We start from the raw sequence: 19,943 nt of genomic DNA on the forward strand, positions 1-19,943 counted from the left end.
CTCGTACGGCCGGGGCGGGTTTACTCCCAAGGAGAACGTTATGCCTAGGCCCACCAAGGGTGCCCGTCTCGGCGGCAGCCCGGCCCACGAGCGGCTGATCCTGGCGAACCTCGCCACCCAGCTGTTCCAGCACGGCCGGATCAAGACCACCGAGGCCAAGGCGAAGCGTCTGCGCCCGCTGGCGGAGAAGCTGATCACCAAGGCGAAGAAGGGCGACATGCACAACCGTCGCCAGGTGCTGACGGTCGTCAGGGACAAGGGTGTCGTCCACCACCTCTTCACCGAGATCGCCTCGACCTTCGCCGAGCGTCCCGGTGGCTACACCCGGATCACCAAGGTCGGCCTCCGTAAGGGTGACGCCGCCCCCATGGCCGTGATCGAGCTGGTGTCCGAGCCGCTGAACACGGTCCGCGTCGGCCAGACCCAGGCCGCCAAGGCCGCCCCGGCCGCCAAGGTCGAGGAGGCCAAGGCGGAGGAGGCCAAGGTCGAGGAGGCCAAGGTCGAGAGCGCCGAGGAGACCGCCGAGGCGACCGAGGCTCCCGCCGAGGAGACCGAGGCCAAGAAGGACAACGCCTGATCTTTCAGGCCCAGTGAACGGGCCCGGCACTCCCTCCACCGGGATGCCGGGCCCTTTCCGTTCTCCGAGAGTCTTTCGAGAGGAACATCGTGGTGCGGCTGAGGCTGGATCTCGCCTATGACGGGACCGATTTCTCCGGCTGGGCCAAGCAGCCGGGACGGCGTACGGTCCAGGGGGAGATCGAGGAGGCGCTCGGCAGGATCCTCCGGCTTCCCGAGCCTCCGGCGCTGACCGTGGCGGGGCGGACCGACGCGGGCGTGCACGCCCGCGGCCAGGTGGCCCATGTCGACCTGGACGCCGGCGCGCTCGGCGCGCTGGACAGCCGCAACCGCCGCGGGGTGCCCGCGCGGGAGCCCGGATCGGTGGAGGAGCTCGACGAGAGGCTTTCTGCCACGCGCAGGAGGCTCGCCGGAGTCCTCCCCCCAGATGTACGTGTGCATCGCGTCACGGTGGCTCCTGAAGGCTTTGACGCGAGATTCTCGGCACTGTCAAGGCGGTACGCCTACCGGATCTCCGACGCCCCCGGCGGGGTCGACCCGCTCCGCCGCCGCGAGATCGTCTGGTACAACCGGCCCCTGGACGTGGACAGGCTCAACGCGGCCGCCGCCGGTCTCCTCGGTGAGCACGACTTCGCCGCGTTCTGCAAGAGGCGTGAGGGTGCGACCACGATCCGCGAGCTGCAGCGGCTCGACTGGGTCCGCGAGGACGGGCTCATCGTGGCGACGGTCGTGGCCGACGCCTTCTGCCACTCCATGGTCCGGGCGCTCGTCGGGTCGCTGCTGCCCGTCGGTGAGGGCAGGCTCACGGTCGAGTGGCCGCAAGGGGTGCTGTCGCGGGCCGTACGGGACTCGGGGGTGCACGTCGCGCCCGCGCACGGGCTCTGCCTTGAGGAGGTGCGCTACCCCGGCGCCGAGGAGCTCGCCAGGCGGGCCGCGGAGACTCGCCGGGTGCGGACGCTCAGTTCGTGACGCGGCGTTCCACGACCTTCGCGGTCTGGTCGCGGAAGGCACCGCTGATCCTGCCCAGGGCCTTCTCCTTGGCCGTCGGTGTGTGGCCGTCACTGTAGGTGGCGTAGCTGAACACGATGTAGCGGCCCCACACCATCCCGGCCGCGTAGCCGCCCGCGATGTGCACCCGCTCACCGCCCGTGCCGGCGGCCGAGGGCAGGCCGCGGAACCAGAGGTTGCGCTCCAGGTTCTTGGCCCGGTCGGCGGCGACCGCGGACTCGCGGGTGGGAAGCACGGCGATCCCGGTGGTCACGGCGTACCTGTGCTTGCTGTCCACGTACGTGGCCCGCAGCACCCGGCGGCATTCCTGGCTGCGCAGGGTGCCGGCGAACCTGCCGGTCGCGGCCTTCTGGCACTGCTCGGTGAGGTTGGTCTTGACCCGGGTGAACGTCGTCCCCGCCACGGACACCTTCTTGACGAAGGCGTCGGCCACGGTCATCTTGCCCGGGTCGGTCTTCTCGGAGTTGAGCATCGTGGTGTTGATCGGCTCGGGCTCACTGGTGATGTCCAGCTTGTCGGTGGGGTCGATCTTTCCCGGACCGAGGATCGGATCCGCCGCGTTCGCCGCCTGCTTGGCGTTGAACGACTGGTAGGCGAAGAAGGCCCCGACTCCGATGCCGACCACCACGACCGCGACCACGGCCGCGAGCAGCGTCGTGCCGGCCTTGCCGCGGGTAGGCGGTGGGGGAGTGGGTGGCGGCTCGGGGGTGAACGCGGAGAGCGGGGTGAACGGCCCGCGCGTCGCCGCCGGGTCGCTCGGGGGTGCCGGCGGTTCGCTCGCGGATGAGGACGTCACCGGCGGGGGAGGGAAGGCGGGGAGCGGGAACGGCGAGGCGACCGCCGGGACGCCGCTGGGCGGGGTCACCTGCTCCGCGTGGGTGAAGAGCGGTGCGGGCGGGCCGGAGGCGGCCGGAGGTGTCCGGACGGGAACGGTCTGCTCGGTGGCCGGCAGGGGTGCCTGCGAGATCGGCTCCGGCTCGGTCGCCACGGGTTGCGCGACGGGTGCGGACACGGGGGGCCGAGCCACCGGCACGGATCGGTCACTGTCTTGACGGCTGTCTTGACGGATGTCCTGGCGGACGTCCTGGGAGTCGTCCTGGGGACCGGCGAGGGAGGGGGCGGGAGCCTGGGGTGGCGGGTCCTGGTGGGCGAGGGGGGCCTGCCGGGGTGAGGCGGCGTGGCCGCCGGCCGTCTTCTCGCCCCCGCCGCGCTCCTCCTGGAAGACCGCGTCCGGCGGCCAGACGGCGACGTCGCCGGGTTCTCCCGGGCGGGCGACGGTCTCCTCCTGGTCTGTCCACACCGGCTCGCCGGTCGCGGCGGGCCAGGGAGCCTGCTGCCCGGACGAGGGCCAGACCTGCATGCCCGCGGCGGCGGCGGTGAAGGCCGGAGGCGGCTGCCAGGGCGGTGCTCCCGGCACGATGGGCGCGGTGGACAGCGGCGGGCCGTCCTCCGGCTGGGCGTACCAGTCGTAGGGAGCCCCGTCGTCGCCGGGGACCGTCCAGGGCTGGGCCGCGCCCGGATCCGTCTCCGGCCACGCGGAAGGACCGCCGGACTGCTCATCACCTGCGAGATCGGTCCGCGGCACGTGGGGCGAGGGCTGGCCGAAACTCGGCGGCGGCGTCGCCGGTGTCGCCGAACCCTCGGCTTCATGTCGGTGCTCGGACCCGGATTCCTGGCCACGCATACGCGGCAGCCTAGCGACAGCTGGAGATCGTCATGCGGGTATGGCTGTATCGTCTGCCGGATTCATGCCTGAAAGCGACAGTATGGCCCCGTGCTCAGGGTCGCTTGCCGGTCAACGAACGCGATTCCAGCGCGGGGGTGACGGTCGCGTCCGCCGCTCCGAAGGCCGACTGGTTCAGTTGCTTGACCTCGTTCTTCTTCGGCAGGTGCCCGTCTTTGTACTGGAACCAGACCATTACCACGTAGTGCCCATGGCGCCACTCGCCAACGAAAGCCTCGCCGGTTCCGAGAAGTTTGGTGACCTTATCCTTACCTGGAAGCGGTTTGATGTACTCTTCCCGCTCCTTGCCCGAACTGGCCGAGACGACCTTGGTCGCCCCCGCGGACGTCTTGAGGTTGGCGACTCCCACGGTTCCGATGATCTTCCCCGAGGCGTCGCGGAAGCTGGCACGCAGGAGCTGGGTGCACTTGGCGGCGGTAAGGGCCTTCTTCAGCTTGTCCCCCACCACGGCCTCGCCGCACTTCCGGTCCGTCCTGCGCGTGGTCATCAGGTAGTTCTGCTTGCCGATCCGTACCTTCCGGTGTTTGAACACCTCGTTCAGGGTGAGGGCGTACGGGTCGGTGGCGCGGGAGGAGGCGAGGCCGAACTTGCCGTTCGCGATGTTGGCGGGCGGCACGAGGGGGGCCTGGGCCGAGGGGGTCGCCGCCCCGGGCACCGGGGCGGGGTCGGAGTTGGCCAGCACGGCCAGGCCGACGCCCCCGGCGATCAGCGCGGCGAGCGCGCCGAGCGCGATGAAGATCGGGCGGCGCGAGCGGGGGCCCTCGTCGTACGGGCTCCACATCTCCTGCCGTGGTCGCTCCTGCGGCGGGGGAGGCTGGACAGGCGGCGTTTGCGGCGCCCGCGGGGGCTCGGGGGCACGGTTGTGCGGCGAGGCGTCGAACCAGTGCTGGCCCTGTGCGGGCGGCGACGCGTCAGGCCGGTTGTAAGGCTGGCGGCGCGGCGGCTCCACGGGAAAACCCATGCGCCGAGCGTAGCCCGGGATCAGGGCCGGTTGGCTCAGGAGTATCCGAAGTCCTGGGTCCACCACGGCCCGTCGGGCCCCTGGACGGCTCCGACGCCGGTGGCGGTGAGCTCGCAGTTGAGGATGTTGCGCCGGTGGCCGCTGGTCTCCATCCAGTTCCGCACCGCCTCGTCGGGAGAGGTGTAGCCGCGCCCGATGTTCTCCGCGCCGCCGTCACGGTAGCCGGTGGCGTCCATCCGCTCCCAGGGCGACGTGCCGTCGGGAGAGGTGTGGGAGAGGCTGCCGGCGGACGCCATCCCGGCCGAGTGCCTCCTGGCGGACAAGATCAGCCTCCGGTCGATGCGGAGCGGCCCGCACCCGGCCTGCCTGCGCTCGATGTTGACGAGCCTGACGACCTCGCGCTCCATCGCGCCGAGGGCGGGGGTGGTGGCGTCGTCGTCACCGTTGCCGTTGAGCAGGTAGCGAGAGGGGCCGTCGTCGCCGGATCCGCCGAGCTTCGTGTCGGCGTCGTGGGTGGGGCGCGGGCGCCGGTCCGCCGGGACGGCCGGGAGGGCGGAGGGGCGGGCGACCCGGGCGAGCGGAGCCCGCTCCACCTGCCCGGCCAGGGCGCCGTTGCTGGGCGTGGGTCTGGTCGACCCGGGGTTGTTCAGATAGATCTGGTCGGCGGCCTCCTCGTCGCGGCTGCCCCGGCCGATGATGAAGCCGACCAGCAGAACCGTCATCAGGCACACGAACACCCCCATACGACGCAGGCGCGCTCGCTGGGTATGCCCGGGGTGAGGAAGCTGCCACATACCGCTATCAAAGATAGAGATGTTTGCGGTGAGGAAAAAGAGAATGATGAGAACGTGTTGGAACCGTCACGGATCCACGTTCCTCGCCGGGCTCCGGTGGCGGGATTCCCGGGAACCGCGGTCTCATGGCTGGTCGCCCGCCCGTGTGTGGCGGTTCCCGGGCACTGCCGGGTCCCGGGTAGAATGCCAGGGGCACCGCCGGAGAGTCATGTCTTTTTGACTCGTGCTCATCCGCGCCGGTACTCTGCTAGTTCGTTGTGTGCGAATTGGTCTCCTCTGCAGACCGATACGCGGCGCGTCCGGCGTCATCTCCTCTGTTCTGGAGACGGAAGGTCCGGGCTGTCGTGTGCCCGCACCTACCGACCCATGTTGCTGTCATCTCCGACAGCGCCGAAGACGCGACCAAAGAAGGCATACGACCGTGCGCACGTACACACCCAAGCCTGCCGAAGTCGAGCGTCAGTGGCACATCATCGACGCCACCGACATCGTGCTTGGCCGGCTGGCCAGCCACGTCGCGATCCTGCTTCGCGGTAAGCACAAGCCGACCTTCGCCAACCACGTCGACACCGGTGACTTCGTCATCATCATCAACGCCGACAAGATCGCGCTGACCGGCAACAAGCTTGAGCAGAAGAAGGCTTACCGCCACTCGGGCTACCCGGGCGGTCTGCGTTCCATGACCTACGGCGAGCTCATGGACAAGCGTCCTGACCGCGCCGTCGAGAAGGCCGTGAAGGGCATGCTGCCCAAGAACGCTCTCGGCCGGAAGATGATCAAGAAGCTCAAGGTCTACTCCGGTTCCGAGCACCCGCACCAGGCGCAGCAGCCGGTGCCCTTCGAGCTCACCCAGATCGCCCAGTAGTCGCTAGCTGCTTGTCGCCAGCAGCGTTGGCCGACGGCCGACGCCGAGTAGGAAAGTTAGAGGAGAACCGTGGCTGAGCCCACCGGTGTCGAGACGCCCATCGAGGGCGATCAGGAAGCGTACTCCGCGGAGGAGTTCCCCTCCGAGTACACCTCCGAGTCCACTGTCAGCGGCGACGTCGCCGTCCGCAAGCCCATCACCACCGGCAACTCGTACGGCACTGGGCGCCGCAAGGAGTCCATCGCCCGCGTGCGCATCGTGCCGGGCACCGGCAAGTGGACGATCAACGGTCGTACGCTTGAGAACTATTTCCCGAACAAGGTCCACCAGCAGATCGTCAACGAGCCCTTCGTGGTTCTTGGCGCCGAGGACCAGTTCGACGTCATCGCCCGCATCAACGGTGGTGGCGTCACCGGCCAGGCCGGCGCCCTGCGCATGGGTCTCTCCCGCGCGCTGACCGCCCTGGACGTCGAGGTCAACCGCCCGCCGCTGAAGAAGGCAGGCTTCCTGACCCGTGACGCCCGCGCCACCGAGCGCAAGAAGTACGGTCTCAAGAAGGCCCGTAAGGCTCCGCAGTACAGCAAGCGTTAAGTTGGGGCGCCTTTTCGGCACCGACGGGGTACGTGGGGTCGCGGGACGCGACCTCACGGCCGAGCTCGCCATGGACCTGTCCGTGGCCGCGGCTCATGTCCTCGGCGATGCCGGGGCGTTCAGCGCCAGCGTCGGGCGGCGAGGCCGCCCCGTCGCCGTCGTGGGCCGGGACCCCCGGGCTTCAGGAGAATTCCTGGAGGCCGCGGTGGTCGCCGGCCTTGCGTCGTCTGGCGTGGACGTTCTCCGGCTCGGCGTGCTGCCCACCCCGGCGGTCGCTTACCTGACCACGGCTCTCAGAGCCGACATGGGCGTGATGATCTCCGCCTCCCACAACCCCGCCCCGGACAACGGGATCAAGTTCCTCGCCCGCGGCGGCTACAAGCTGCCGGACGCGGTGGAGAACGAGATCGAGCAGCGGGTCGGCGAGAAGTGGGAGCGCCCTGTCGGTGCCTCGGTCGGCCGCGTGCGCGAGGCGTACGGCGAGGCCGACCGTTACGTGTCCCACGTGCTGTCCACGGTGGACTGCCGCCTCGACGGCCTCAACGTGGTCCTCGACTGCGCCCACGGCGCCGCCCACATGGTGGCTCCCGAGGCGCTGCTGCGGGCCGGGGCCACGGTGGAGACGATCGGGGCGCGCCCCGACGGCCTCAACATCAACGCCGGGGTCGGCTCCACCCACCTGGACAAGCTCCAGCAGATCGTCGTCTCCCGCAACGCCGATGTCGGTATCGCCTACGACGGCGACGCGGACCGCTGCCTGGCCGTCTCGCACACCGGCGAGGTCGTCGACGGCGACCAGATCATGGCGGTGCTGGCCATGGCCATGCACGCCGAGGGGAAGCTGGTCGGCGACACCGTGGTGGCCACGGTCATGTCCAACCTGGGTTTCAAGCTCGCGCTCAAGAGCGCGGGGATCGACGTGGTGGAGACCGCCGTGGGCGACCGCTACGTCCTGGAGGCCATGAGGGCGGGCGGCTACAACCTGGGCGGCGAGCAGTCCGGCCACGTCCTCATGCTCGACCACGCCACCACCGGGGACGGCCTGCTGACCTCGCTGCACCTGCTGGCGGTCGTGGCGCGGGCGAAGAAGTCGCTGGCGGAGCTGGCCTCGGTGATGACCCGCCTGCCGCAGGTCCTGGTCAACGTCAAGGACGTCGACCGGGCCAAGGCCTCGGCTCCGGAGCTGGAGGCCGCGGTCGCCGCCGCCGAGTCGGAGCTGGGGGAGACCGGCCGGGTGCTGATCCGGCCGAGCGGCACCGAGCCGATGATCCGCGTCATGGTCGAGGCCGCCTCGGCGGAGCAGGCCGAGCAACTGGCCGGTCGGCTGGCCGAGGTCGTCCGTACGGCCTGCGTCTGAGGGGCCGGTGACCGTCCGGGAGCGACCGCTCTCGGCAGGAATATCGAAAGCACGGCCCGCACTCCGGTGCGGGCCGTGCTTTTTGTCATTCTCTGACTGTTTCGTCAAGTAATGCATGGTTCTGCCCGTCGCCACGCCGGACTTCCCGCTGATTGACACTCTCGGTAGTCGATCAGACACTTTCAGTGGTTGCGGCGAGATTTCCGCCCGGAAACACCACTCATCGAGCCGGTGGCCTGGGCCTGGCCGCCGCACTTCGTGCTGCTCGCGCAGCGCCCGTACGGCGGCAGGCCGCCGGTATCACGACCGACCGGAGGGTGGCGTGCCGCTGTTCACCATTGCCCGGGCCGCCGGCCCGCTGTCGCGGCCCGAGCGGGGGCTCGCCAGGTTTCTCACCCTGGCCCTGTTCGGCACGTCCGTGGTACTGACCCCGGTGACGGCCGCGTCGGCGGCCGGCACCGTCGTGTTCAACCAGCCCTTCCACAACAACACGGCCAACGGCACCGGTGCCCTGGTGCTGCCCTCGCTGCCGAGTGGTTCGTCCGGGTCGAACTACGCCTGCCTGACCGCCTCCGGCAACACCGGCACCGGCGTCCTGCAGAGCTGCAGCGGGAACACGGACAGTCAGGGCTCGGGCAAGCTGCGCCTGACGAACGCGACGACGAGCAAGGAGGGCGGCCTCTTCGGCGCGGTCAGCGTGCCCGCCTCGCAGGGGCTCGACGTGACGTTCAACACCTACCAGTACGGCGGGACCGGGGCCGACGGCATCGCCTTCGTGCTGGCGGCGGTCGATCCGGCGAACCCGAAGTCGCCGGCCAACATCGGTCAGTCGGGCGGCGCCCTCGGTTACTCCGGGACCAGCTCCGTGGTCGGCATGGCGTACGGGTATCTCGGTATCGGTCTCGACGTGTACGGAAACTTCAGCAGCAGCACCTACCAGGGAAGCGGCTGCACGAACCTGTCGGGCACGGGTGTCCGGGTACCCGGCCAGGTCGTCATCCGCGGGCCGGGCAACGGCACCGTCGGATACTGCGCGCTCAACACCACGGCCGCCTCGACGAGCGCCACCCCGCTGGCGCTGCGGGCGACCAGCCGTACCGCCGTTCCTGTTCAGATCGGTATCAACCCCACCGCGGTGTCGCTGACCACCGCCGTCGGACTGGTGGTCCCGCCCGGCAGTTACGTGGTGGTGGTCACCCTGGTGGGCGGTACGAACAAGACCCTGACCGGTAGCCTTCCGACGGTTCCCACCGGCCTGTACCCGGCGAGCTGGCTGAACGCCAACGGGACTCCCCGGCAACTGGCCTTCGGCTGGGTGGCCTCCACCGGAAGCGTGACCGACTTTCACGAGGTCGACGCGGCCACGGTGACCACGACCAGCTCGGTCCCCCAGCTGACCGTCGCACAGACCGGTTACAGCGCCACGACGCCGGCGCCCGGCGCCCCCGTGACCTACAGCGTCGTCTCCGGCGTCGGCACGGACAGCATCGCGGAGTCCTCGCCGATCTCGATGACCCAGACCATGCCGGCCGGGGTGGTGCCCACCGGCGCCTACGGAACGGGATGGGTCTGCGCGGCGCCGGTCGGGCAGTCCGTCACGTGCACCAACAGCAACGTCCCGTTCGCGGCCGGAGTGACGTTACCGCCGATCACGGTGACGGGCGTGGTCACCGGGACCAGTGTCACCCAGACCCTGATCCAGACCGCGACCGTGGTCACCTCCTCGTCGATCGACGCCAACCCCGCCTACTCGACGACGACGACCCAGGGAACGCTGCCGTCGGCGCCCAGCGGCATCAGCCTGAGTTCGACGACGGGGTCGATCTCCGGTGGCTCCTCGAACATCGTGAGCGGGACGAACATCTCCAACGCGACGGCCATCATGATCGGTACCGCCGCCGAGCAGGCGGTCGGCACCGCCGTCGTCCTGCTGCCCTGCGCCTCGGGGGCCACCACCGGGTGTTTCACCGCCAATGCCAACGGCACGTTGACCATCCCCGCCATGCCGGCCCGAGCCGCCAGCGCGTCGGTGTCGGTCACCGTGGTCACCCTGGGACTCGCCGCGTCCGCCACCTACGTCTACGCCGCCTCCCCGGCCGCGCCCGCCGCCCCCGCCGCCACGGCGGGGGTGAGCAGCGCCACGGTGACCTGGACGGCGCCGAACAACAACGGCAGCGCCATCACCGGTTACCTGGTGACCCCGTACAAGAATGGGGTGGCCCAGACCCCGGTGGCCTATGACGCCTCGGCCACCACCCGGACGCTGAGCGGGCTGACCACCGGTGTGCCGTACACCTTCACGGTGACCGCCACGAACGCCTTCGGCACCGGGTCGGCCAGTCCGGTGTCCAACGCGGTCACCCCGTACGCCGTTCCCGGTAAGCCGACCATCGCCTCGGCCACCGCCGGAACCTCCTCGGCGAACCTCACCTGGACGGCACCGGCGACCAACGGCAGCGACATCACCGGCTACATCGTCACGCCCTACATCGGTGGCGTCGCGCAGTCGCCCCAGACGTTCAACAGCAATGCGACCACCCAGGTCGTCACCGGTCTGACACCGGGGACCTCGTACCGGTTCACCGTAGCCGCCGTGAACGCGGCGGGCTCCGGCGCGCCATCCGACCTGTCGGCCACCGTCGTCCCCAACGCCGCGCCCGCCTTCACCTTCGCCGCGCCACCGGCCGGTGAGGTGAACGTCGCCTACAGCGTGCCGCTGACGGTCACCGGTGGTACGACCCCGTACGTGTGGTCGGTCAGCGCGGGCAGCCTGCCGCCGGGCCTGACCCTGAACGCCTCCACCGGCGTGCTGTCCGGAACCCCCACTCTGGGAGGTGGCTACTCCTTCACCGCTCAGGTGACGGACGCCAGCAACGTGACCGCCACCCGGGCGGTCACCCTGGTCATCGCGGCGGCACCCGTTCTGACGTTCCCGGCGCCGCCCAACGGCGAGGTGAGCATCCCCTACAGCATCCCGCTGACCGTCACCGGGGGTACCGCGCCGTACGTCTGGTCGATCACGGCGGGCAGCCTGCCGCCGGGGCTGACCCTGAACGCCTCCACCGGAGTGCTTTCGGGCACCCCGACGGCCGGAGGCGCCTTCTCCTTCTCCGTCAAGGTGCTCGACGCCCTGAACCAGAGCGACACCAGGACGGTGAGCCTGACGATCGCGGCGCTGCCGGCGTTCACCTTCAACGCGCCACCGGCAGGGCAGGTCGGAGTCTCCTACAGCGTCCCGCTGACCGTCAGCGGAGGGGTCACGCCCTACACCTGGTCGGTCAGCGCGGGCAGCCTGCCCCCTGGGCTGACCCTGAACGCCTCCACCGGCGTGCTGTCGGGCACCCCGACCACGACGGGCAGCTACCCCGTCACCTTCCGGGTGGTCGACGCCGCCGGCCTGGCCGCCACCCAGTCCGCGACCCTGGTCATGGTGGCCGGACCTCTGGTCATGGTCAAGACGGCCGGCGCCTCCTCGGTGGTACCTGGTGACACGCTCACCTACACGATCACCGTGAACAACACCGGGTCGAGTGCCTTCAACGGGGCGACACTGACCGATCCGCTGGCGGATGTCCTCGACGACGCGACCTACAACGGTGACGCGTCCGCGAACATCGGCTCGGTCTCGGTGACCGGTCAGACCCTGAACTGGGCCGGAAACGTGCCGGCCGGCGGGGTCGCCACCATCACCTACTCGGTCACGGTGAGCAGCCCAGGCGCCGGTAACAAGGTGCTGGCCAACGCGGTGACCTCGTCGACCGTCGGCAGCACCTGCCCGAGTGGCGGCGGCGACTCCCGATGCTCCGCCACCGTCACCGTGTCCGGCCTGGCCATCGCCAAGGTCGCCAGCGTCGCGACGACGACTCCCGGAGGGACGATCGGCTACACCGTCACGGTGACGAACAACGGGCAGACCCCGTACACCGGCGCGACGTTCGCCGACTCGATGGCCGGCCTGCTCGACGACGCCGTCTACAACGCCGACGCGGCCGCCTCCAGCGGCAGCGTGTCGTACACCGGCCCCAACCTGACCTGGACCGGCAACCTCGCTCCCGGCGCGAGCGCGAACATCACCTACTCGGCCACGGTGCGAAACCCCGACGGCGGGGATCGGACCGTATCCAACACGATCACCTCCGGCACCCCCGGCAGCACCTGCCCGGCCGGCAACCGCGCCGCGTCGTGCACCGCCACCGTCACGGTCCTGGTTCCGGGTCTCACGATCAGCAGCAGCGCGGACGTGGCCACGGCCACGCCGGGCTCGGTCGTGAACTACACGTTGACGGCTGCCAACACCGGGCAGACCCCGTACGCCGGGACGAGTTTCACCGCCTCGCTGGCGGGCGTGCTGGACGACGCGACGGTCAACGGCAGCCTCTCCGCGACGTCGGGCACCGTCGTCAACAACCTGAACGGCACCTTCACCTGGACGGGTGACCTGGCCATCGGCGCGAGCGTCACCATCACCGGCTCGGTCACCGTGAACAATCCCGACACCGGAGACAGGGTCCTCCGGACCGCCGTCACCTCGGCCGCGCCGGGCAACAACTGCCCGGTGGGCAACCAGGCCCCCGGGTGCTTCAGCACCGTCACGGTCCTGATCCCCGGCCTGACGATCGCCAAGTCGGTCGGCACGTTGACCACGACCCCCGGTTCGGTCGTGAACTACACGGTGCTGGTCACCAACTCCGGGCAGACCGCCTACACCGGTGCGACGTTCGCCGACGCGCTGGGCGGGGTGCTGGACGACGCGACCTACAACGCGGACGCCGCCGCGACCAGCGGCTCGGTCGGCTTCGCGAGCTCCACGCTGACCTGGACCGGCAACCTCGCGGTCGGGGCGAGCGCCACGATCACCTACTCGGTCACCGTCAACAACCCCGACAACGGGAACAGGACGCTGACCGACACCCTCACCTCGGCCACCGCCGGCAGCAACTGTCCCGCGGGCAGCGGCGACGCCCGGTGCGCCAGCAGCGTGACGGTCCTCGTCCCGCAGTTGACGATCAACGCCGGGGCGGACGCGGCCACGACGACCCCGGGGGGCGTCGTGAATTACACCACCACGCTGGCCAACACCGGGCAGACCCCGTACACGGGCATCAGCGCCGTAATCGATGTCTCGGCCACGCTCGACGACGCGACCTACAACGGCGACCTCACGGCCAGTTCGGGCAGTGTCAGCGTGTCCCCGAACGGTTCGATCACCTGGGGCGGGGACATCGCGGTCGGCGCGAGTGCCACGATCACCTACTCGGTCACCGTGAACAACCCCGACACCGGCGACAAGGTCCTGAGAAGCGCCGTCACGTCCACCGCTCCCGGCAGCGGCTGCCCGGTCGTCGGTGCGACGGCGCCCGGCTGCTTCACCCTGGTCACCGTCCTGGTCCCGGCGTTGACGATCACGAACACCGCCGACACCCGGACGACCACGCCGGGTGGCACGGTCACCTATACGACGACGGTGACCAACACCGGGCAGACCCCCTACAGCGGCGCCCAGGTCACCAACCAGCTGGCCCAGGTGTTCAACGACGCCGACTACAACGGCGACGCGACCGCGACGACCGGCACCGTCGCCTTCGCCGGGTCCAACCTGACCTGGACCGGTGACCTGGCGGTCGGGGCGAGCGCGACCGTCACCTACTCGGTCACCGTGCGAAACCCCGACCGCGGCGACAAGGTGATGACCAACACCGCGGTGTCGTCCGCCCCGGGCAGCACCTGCCCGGCGGGGAGCACCGGCACGGGGTGCGTCTCGGTGGTGACAGTCCTGGTGCCGAGGCTGACCATCGCGGTGAGCTCGGACACCGGCACGACGACGCCCGGGGCCACCGTCCACTACACGGTCACCGTCACCAACTCCGGGCAGACCCCGTACACCGGGGCCGCCGTCACCGACCTGCTGACCGGGGTGCTGGACGACGCGACCTACAACGCGGACGCCGGGGCCACGACGGGTACGGTCACCCTCGCCGGGTCCAACCTGGGCTGGACCGGTAACCTGGCGGTCGGCGCGAGTGCCACGATCACCTACTCGGTCACCGTCAACAATCCCGACACCGGAGACGCGCTGCTCTCCAGCACCGCCGTCTCGTCCACCACGGGGAGCAACTGCCCGGCAGGGGGCACCGATTCGCGCTGCACCGTCGTGGTGGCGGTGGCGCGGCTGGTCATCTCGCAGAGTTACGTCGGGAGCAGTGCCACACCGGGGTCGACGATCCGGCTCAACGCCACGTTCAGCAACACCGGGAAGGTGCCCTATACGGGGATCAGCATTTCCAGTCCGACCGCCGGCACCGTCGACGACGCCGTCCCCAACGGGGACCAGACCGCGAGCTCGGGGACGCTGGTCCTCGGCGCCACGGCCATCACCTGGACCGGCAACATTCCCGTCGGGGGCACCGTCACGGTCACCGGCACCCTGACCGTGAAGAATCCCCCCACCGGGGACAAGATCGTCACCGGCACCCTGGTCTCGGCCGCTCCCGGTAACAACTGCCCGGCCGGCGGCTCCGACCCCCGCTGCACGGCCCTGCTCAACGTCGTCGTCCCGGGCCTGACGATCACCAACATCGCCGACACCCCCGTCACGGTCCAGGGTGGCACCGTCAACTACACGGTCACCGTCACCAACTCCGGGCAGACGCCGTACACCGGTGCGACGTTCACCGAGTCGCTGGCGGGTGTGCTGGACGACGCGGTCTACAACGGCGACGTGTCGGCGACGAGCGGCACCGTCTCCTACGCCGCCCCCAACCTGACCTGGACCGGCGATCTGGCGGTCGGGGCGAGCGCGACGATCACCTACTCGGTCACCGTACGAAACCCCGACCCCGGCGACAGGAACCTGACCGGCACGATCTCCTCGCCCACCATCGGCGGCAACTGCGCTCCGGCGAGTGGCAACGCGCAGTGCACCAGCACTGTGATCGTGCTCATCCCCGCGCTGACCATCACCCAGACCGACGTTCCCACCACGGCGGTGCCGGGGAGCACGGTCGCCTACACGATCATCGTCACCAACACCGGGCAGCTTCCCTACACGGGGGCGACGTTCACCGAGTCGCTGGCGGGTGTGCTGGACGACGCGGTCTACAACGGCGGCGCGACGGCGACGACCGGCAGCATGTCCTACACCAGCCCCAACCTGACCTGGACCGGAAACCTCGTGCCCGGCGCGAGCGCGACGATCACCTACACGGTCACCGTCGACAACCCGGTGACCGGTGACGCGAACCTGGTGAGCACGATCACCTCCACCACTTCCGGCAACAACTGCCCGTCCGGTGGGGCCGACCCCCGCTGCGGCACCAGTGTCCCGGTCACCGGGCTCACCACGCTGACCTTCGACAAGGCCGCGAGCACCCCCTCGGCCGGGCAGGGCGAGACGGTCACCTACACCGTCACGATCAGCAACAGCGGGCTGACGCCCTACGTCGGCGCGACGTTCACCGATGATCTGACCGACGTCCTGGACGACAGCACCTACAACAACGACGCCGTGGCGGGCACGGGCACCGTCGGCTACACCGCACCCGACCTGACCTGGACCGGAACGGTCCCCGCCGAAGGGACGACCACGGTCGTCTACTCGGTGACGGTGAACACCTCGCCCGACGGGAAGCTCGTCAACACCCTGGTCTCGACCTCACCGGACGGCAACTGCGCCGCGGCGAGCACCGATCCGCGCTGCACGGCCACGGTGACCGTGGCCAAGCTGACCATCGTGACCACGTCCAACGCGGCGACCTACCTGCCGGGCGAGGTGGTGCACTACACGTCGGTGATGACCAACGCCGGACAGACGCCGTACCACGGGATCAGCGTGCTGTTCAACGGGATCGAGGGCGTCGACGACAGCGTCTCCAACGGGGACCAGAGCGCCACCTCCGGATCGCTGTCACTGGGCCTCGACGGGCTGACCTGGACCGGGAACATTCCGGTGGGCGGTAGTGTCACGCTGACCGGCAGCCTCACGGTGAACAACCCCGACACCGGCGACAAGCTGATCACCCTCACCTCGGTCTCCTCGGCACAGGGCAGCAGTTGTCCCGTGACGACCGCTCCCGGCTGCACCACCTCGGTCACCGTGCTGACCCCCGGTCTGACGATCACCAAGGTCGCGGACCGGAGCGTGGTGGTCCCCGGCGGCCCGGTGGCCTACACGCTCACGATCGCCAACAGCGGGAACAGCGCGTACACCGGCGCCGTCGTCACCGACTCGCTGACCGGGGTGCTGGACGCGGCGACGTACAACGGCGACGCGGTGGCGACGACCGGAACGGTCGGCCTCGCGGACGAGGTCCTGACCTGGACCGGTGACCTGGCGGTCGGTGCGACCGCGACCGTCACCTACTCCGTCACCTCGATCAGCCCCCCCACCGGTGACAAGCTTCTGAGCAACGGCGTCGCCTCCACCGAGATGGGCAGCACCTGCCCGCCCGGCAGCGGGAGTTCGGCCTGCCGTTCGGGGATCGTCGTTCTCACGCCACTCCTGACGATCGTGAAGACGCCCAGCGTCACGTCGACCACCCCCGGGGGGACGGTCGGCTACACGGTCACCGCCACCAACACCGGACAGGTCCCCTTCGCCGCGGCGACGTTCACCGACGTGCTGGCCGGGGTGCTGGACGACGCCGTCTACAACGGCGACGCGAGCGCCACGCGCGGCACCGTCACCTTCGCCGGCTCCAATCTGACCTGGACCGGAGCTCTCAACCCCGGACAGGGGGTCACCCTCACCTACAGCGTCACGACGAACGCCCCCGGTGCCGGTGACCAGAAGCTGACCAACACGGTCACCTCGGCCACCGCGGGCAGTACCTGCCCGACCGGAAGCACGGACGCTCGCTGCTTCGACGAGGTCCTGATCTCCAGAATCAAGATCACTATGGTGGCGGACGTCGTCACCGCCGTCCCGACCGGGGTCGTCACCTACACGGTCACGATCGCCAACACCGGGCAGACGCCGTACACCAGCCGCACCACCGTGAACGGCCTGCTCGCCGGGGTCCTCGACGACGCGGTCTACAACGGTGACGGAACGACCTCGTCGGGCAACCTCGCCTTCACCTCCGCGACCAGCCAGATGGTGTGGACCGGTCTTCTCCCGATCGGCACGAATGTCACCGTCACCTTCTCGGTAAGGGTGCAGAACCCCGATCCGGGCGACAAGGTGCTCAACGCCGTCATGACCTCCGACGCGCTGGGCAACAACTGCCCGGTGGGGAGCACCGACCCGCTCTGTGCCTCGACGGTCACCGTGCTGACCCCCGTCCTGGCCCTCTCCACGAGCGCGGACCGGACGACGGTCACTCCCGGCGGGACCATCACCTACACGACCACGGTCGCCAACACCGGCCAGACCCCGTACACCGGGGCGACGGCGACCGACGATCTCTCGCAGGTGCTCACCGACGCCGTCTACAACGGCGACGCGAGCGCTACCAACGGCACCGTCACCTTCACCGGCCCCGGCCTGACCTGGACCGGTGACCTGGCGGTCGGCGCGACCGCGACGATCACCTACTCGGTCACCGTGAACAACCCCGACCTGGGTGACAAGCTGATCGAAAACGATGTCTCCTCCGACACGCTGGGCAGCACCTGTCCGTCCACCGGCTCCGTCCCGGCGTGCACGACACTCGTCACCGTGCTCGTCCCGGCGCTGACCATCGTCAAGACCGCCGACACGGTGACCACGACCCCCGGCGGCACGGTCGGCTACACGATCACGGCCACCAACACCGGGCAGACGGACTACACCGGCGTGACCGTCACCGATCCGCTGGCGGCGGTGCTGGACGACGCCGACTACAACGGGGACGCGACCGCCACGGTCGGCACGGTCGCCGTTGTCGGGCAGACCCTGACCTGGAGCGGTGATCTGGCGGTCGGGGTGACGGTGACCATCGGCTACTCGGTCACCGTCAACAATCCGGACACCGGCAACCTGCTGCTCACCGACACCGTCGCCTCCGGCGCGCCGGGCAGCACCTGCCCGGTGGGGGGCGGTGTCCCGGCCTGTACCTCGACGGTGACCGTGCTCATCCCCGGACTGGCCGTCTCCATCGCCGCCGGCCGGCCGACCACGACCCCCGGCGGCGTCACCCGTTTCACGATCACGATCGCCAACACCGGCCAGACCTCGTACGAAGGCGTGAGCGTCGCGAACGCTCTCGCCGACGTGCTGGACGAGGCCGTCTACGACAATGACGCGATCGCCACGGCCGGCACGGTCGCCGTTGCCGGGCAGACTCTGACCTGGACCGGTGATCTGGCGGTCGGGGCGACCGTGACCGTCACGTACACGGTGAAGGCCGGCGACCCCAACAGCGGAGACACGGTCATGACCAGCGTCGTCTCCTCGTCCGCACCGGGCAGCACCTGCCCGGTGGGCGGCACCGCCCCGGCCTGCACCGCGACCGTCACCATCCTGATCCCCGCGCTGAGCATCGCCATGACCGCCGACACGGCGACCACGACCCCCGGGAGCACGGTCGGCTACACGATCACGGTCACCAACACCGGGCAGACGGACTACGCCGCGGCCTCCGTCGTCGCCGCGCTCGACGGGGTGTTCCTCGACGCCGTCTACAACGGCGACGCGAGTGCCTCCACCGGCGTCTTCGACTACACCGCGCCGAAACTGACCTGGACCGGCGCCCTCGCGATGGGCGCGAGCACCGCGATCACCTACTCCGTCACGGTGCAGGATCCCGACCCCGGGGACAAGGTCCTGACCAGCGGCGTGAGCTCCACCACGCCGGGCAGCACCTGTCCGGTGGGCGGCACCGACCCGGCGTGCGCGACACTCGTGCGCGTCCTGGTGCCGCAGCTCACGATCACGCAGACCGCCGACACCGGCACCGTCGTCGCCGGGGGCGCCGTCCACTACACGGTGACCCTGGTCAACACCGGTGAGACCGCCTACGCCGGTGCCGCGTTCACCGAGTCGCTGGCCGGGGTGCTCGACGACGCCACCTACGGCAACGACGCGACCGCCTCCGTCGGCACCGTCACCTTCGCCGACGGCGTCCTCGGCTGGAGTGGCGATCTCGCCATCGGCGCCACCGCCACGGTCACCTACTCGATCACCGGCATCTATCCTCCTTCGGGCGACAGGATCATGACCACCACCGTCGTCTCCGCCACCGCCGGATCGACCTGCCCCGAAGGGGGAGACGATCCGGGCTGCACCACAACCGTCACCGTCCTGACTCCCGGTCTCACCATCACCAAGACCGCGAACAACAGCGGTGCCGTGGTGGCGGAGGCCACCGTCCAGTACACGATCACGGTCACGAACACCGGTGAGACCCCGTACGCCGCTGCCGCGGTCACCGACTCGCTGGCCGGGGTGCTCGACGACGCCGTCTACAACAACGACGCGAGCGCCTCCACCGGCACCGTCACCTATACCGACGGGGTCCTCGGCTGGACCGGAACGCTGCCGATGGAGGCGAGCGCGGTCATCACCTTCAGTGTCGTCACCGATGAGGAGGTCACGGGTGACGGAACTCTCGACAATCGGGTCACCTCGGCGACGACGGGTAGCAACTGTCCGGTCGGGGGCACCGACCCGCGGTGCTCGGTCGTGATCACCTTGACCCCCACCAGCATCACCCTCACCGACCTGACCAGCAGCTTCGTCTTGGCAGGCACTCCGGATTCGACGGCCAGGAGCAACGGAGCCGTGACCATGACCGTCATCACGAACAGCGTCGACGGCTACAGCGTCACCGTGCAGGCGGATTCGGCCGAGCTCACCTCGGACCAGCCCGGCAACGACGTCACCATCCCGATCGGGAACCTGCGCGTGCGCGAGAGCGGCACGTCGGCCTTCCAGGCCGTCTCGGCCGGCACCCCGGTACTCGTCCACCAGCAGGACAGTCCGTCCGCTCCCGACGGGGACGCCATCGGCAATGACTTCGAGGGTTACATCCCCTTTGTCCCGGTCGGCAGCTATTCGGCGACGCTCACCTACGTCGCGACGGCCAGTTGACGCGCAGACGCCCCCGCCGGGAACTCGGTGGGGTCTACCA

At 69.8% G+C, this 19,943-nt stretch carries 9 protein-coding genes; 6 read left to right on the forward strand and 3 right to left on the reverse strand.

The genetic code is table 11. The features are described from left to right. Positions 1-40 precede the first annotated feature (40 nt). Together rplQ and truA are read left to right on the forward strand one after the other, a co-directional pair. Positions 41-577 carry a 50S ribosomal protein L17 gene (gene rplQ / locus ABZU75_RS10175; protein ID WP_355551504.1) on the forward strand — a complete coding sequence of 179 codons (537 nt, stop codon included), beginning with the start codon at positions 41-43 and terminating at the stop codon, positions 575-577. A gap of 89 nt (positions 578-666) precedes the next feature. Further along, positions 667-1,545: a tRNA pseudouridine(38-40) synthase TruA gene (gene truA / locus ABZU75_RS10180; protein WP_355551507.1), complete on the forward strand. Its 879-nt coding sequence runs from the start codon at positions 667-669 to the stop codon at positions 1,543-1,545. On the opposite strand, the gene ABZU75_RS10185 is transcribed toward truA, so the two are convergent. From ABZU75_RS10185 to ABZU75_RS10195, 3 genes are all read right to left on the reverse strand, one after another. Then, positions 1,535-3,268 (reverse strand): hypothetical protein, encoded by a 1,734-nt coding sequence (locus ABZU75_RS10185; RefSeq protein ID WP_355551510.1) that lies wholly within the window; start codon positions 3,266-3,268, stop codon positions 1,535-1,537. The genes truA and ABZU75_RS10185 overlap by 11 nt on opposite strands. Positions 3,269-3,362: 94 nt before the next feature. Next, positions 3,363-4,289: a hypothetical protein gene (locus ABZU75_RS10190; protein ID WP_355551513.1), complete on the reverse strand. Its 927-nt coding sequence runs from the start codon at positions 4,287-4,289 to the stop codon at positions 3,363-3,365. A 35-nt stretch (positions 4,290-4,324) separates the two neighbouring features. Further along, entirely contained in the window at positions 4,325-5,011 is a 687-nt protein-coding gene (locus ABZU75_RS10195) for a CAP domain-containing protein (protein WP_355551516.1), read from the reverse strand. A gap of 493 nt (positions 5,012-5,504) precedes the next feature. Between ABZU75_RS10195 and rplM the strand changes: the two genes are divergently transcribed. The 4 genes from rplM to ABZU75_RS10215 all read left to right on the forward strand — a co-directional run bounded on the left by rplM (position 5,505) and on the right by ABZU75_RS10215 (position 19,903). Then, positions 5,505-5,948, forward strand: coding sequence for a 50S ribosomal protein L13 (rplM, locus tag ABZU75_RS10200; protein WP_326635561.1), 444 nt, complete (start codon positions 5,505-5,507; stop codon positions 5,946-5,948). Between the two features lie 69 nt (positions 5,949-6,017). After that, positions 6,018-6,539 carry a 30S ribosomal protein S9 gene (gene rpsI, locus ABZU75_RS10205; protein WP_355551521.1) on the forward strand — a complete coding sequence of 174 codons (522 nt, stop codon included), beginning with the start codon at positions 6,018-6,020 and terminating at the stop codon, positions 6,537-6,539. A gap of 1 nt (position 6,540) precedes the next feature. Next, a complete protein-coding gene (gene glmM / locus ABZU75_RS10210; RefSeq protein ID WP_350953858.1) occupies positions 6,541-7,896 on the forward strand; it encodes a phosphoglucosamine mutase in 1,356 nt (451 codons plus the stop codon). Positions 7,897-8,218: 322 nt separating this feature from the next. Then, on the forward strand, positions 8,219-19,903 hold the full coding sequence (locus tag ABZU75_RS10215; protein WP_355551526.1) for a putative Ig domain-containing protein: 11,685 nt from the start codon (positions 8,219-8,221) through the stop codon (positions 19,901-19,903). Positions 19,904-19,943 lie beyond the last annotated feature (40 nt).

Origin of the sequence: Streptosporangium sp. NPDC005286 (genome assembly GCF_040607515.1) — a bacterium.
Classification (GTDB): domain Bacteria; phylum Actinomycetota; class Actinomycetes; order Streptosporangiales; family Streptosporangiaceae; genus Streptosporangium.

What these genes read in the sequence shown, in the direction of transcription:
- rplQ (WP_355551504.1), top strand. Translation starts at nt 41, where the DNA reads ATGCCTAGGCCCACCAAGGGTGCCCGTCTCGGCGGCAGCCCGGCCCAC.
- ABZU75_RS10185 (WP_355551510.1), bottom strand. Translation starts at nt 3,268, where the DNA reads ATGCGTGGCCAGGAATCCGGGTCCGAGCACCGACATGAAGCCGAGGGT.
- ABZU75_RS10190 (WP_355551513.1), bottom strand. Translation starts at nt 4,289, where the DNA reads ATGGGTTTTCCCGTGGAGCCGCCGCGCCGCCAGCCTTACAACCGGCCT.
- ABZU75_RS10195 (WP_355551516.1), bottom strand. Translation starts at nt 5,011, where the DNA reads ATGACGGTTCTGCTGGTCGGCTTCATCATCGGCCGGGGCAGCCGCGAC.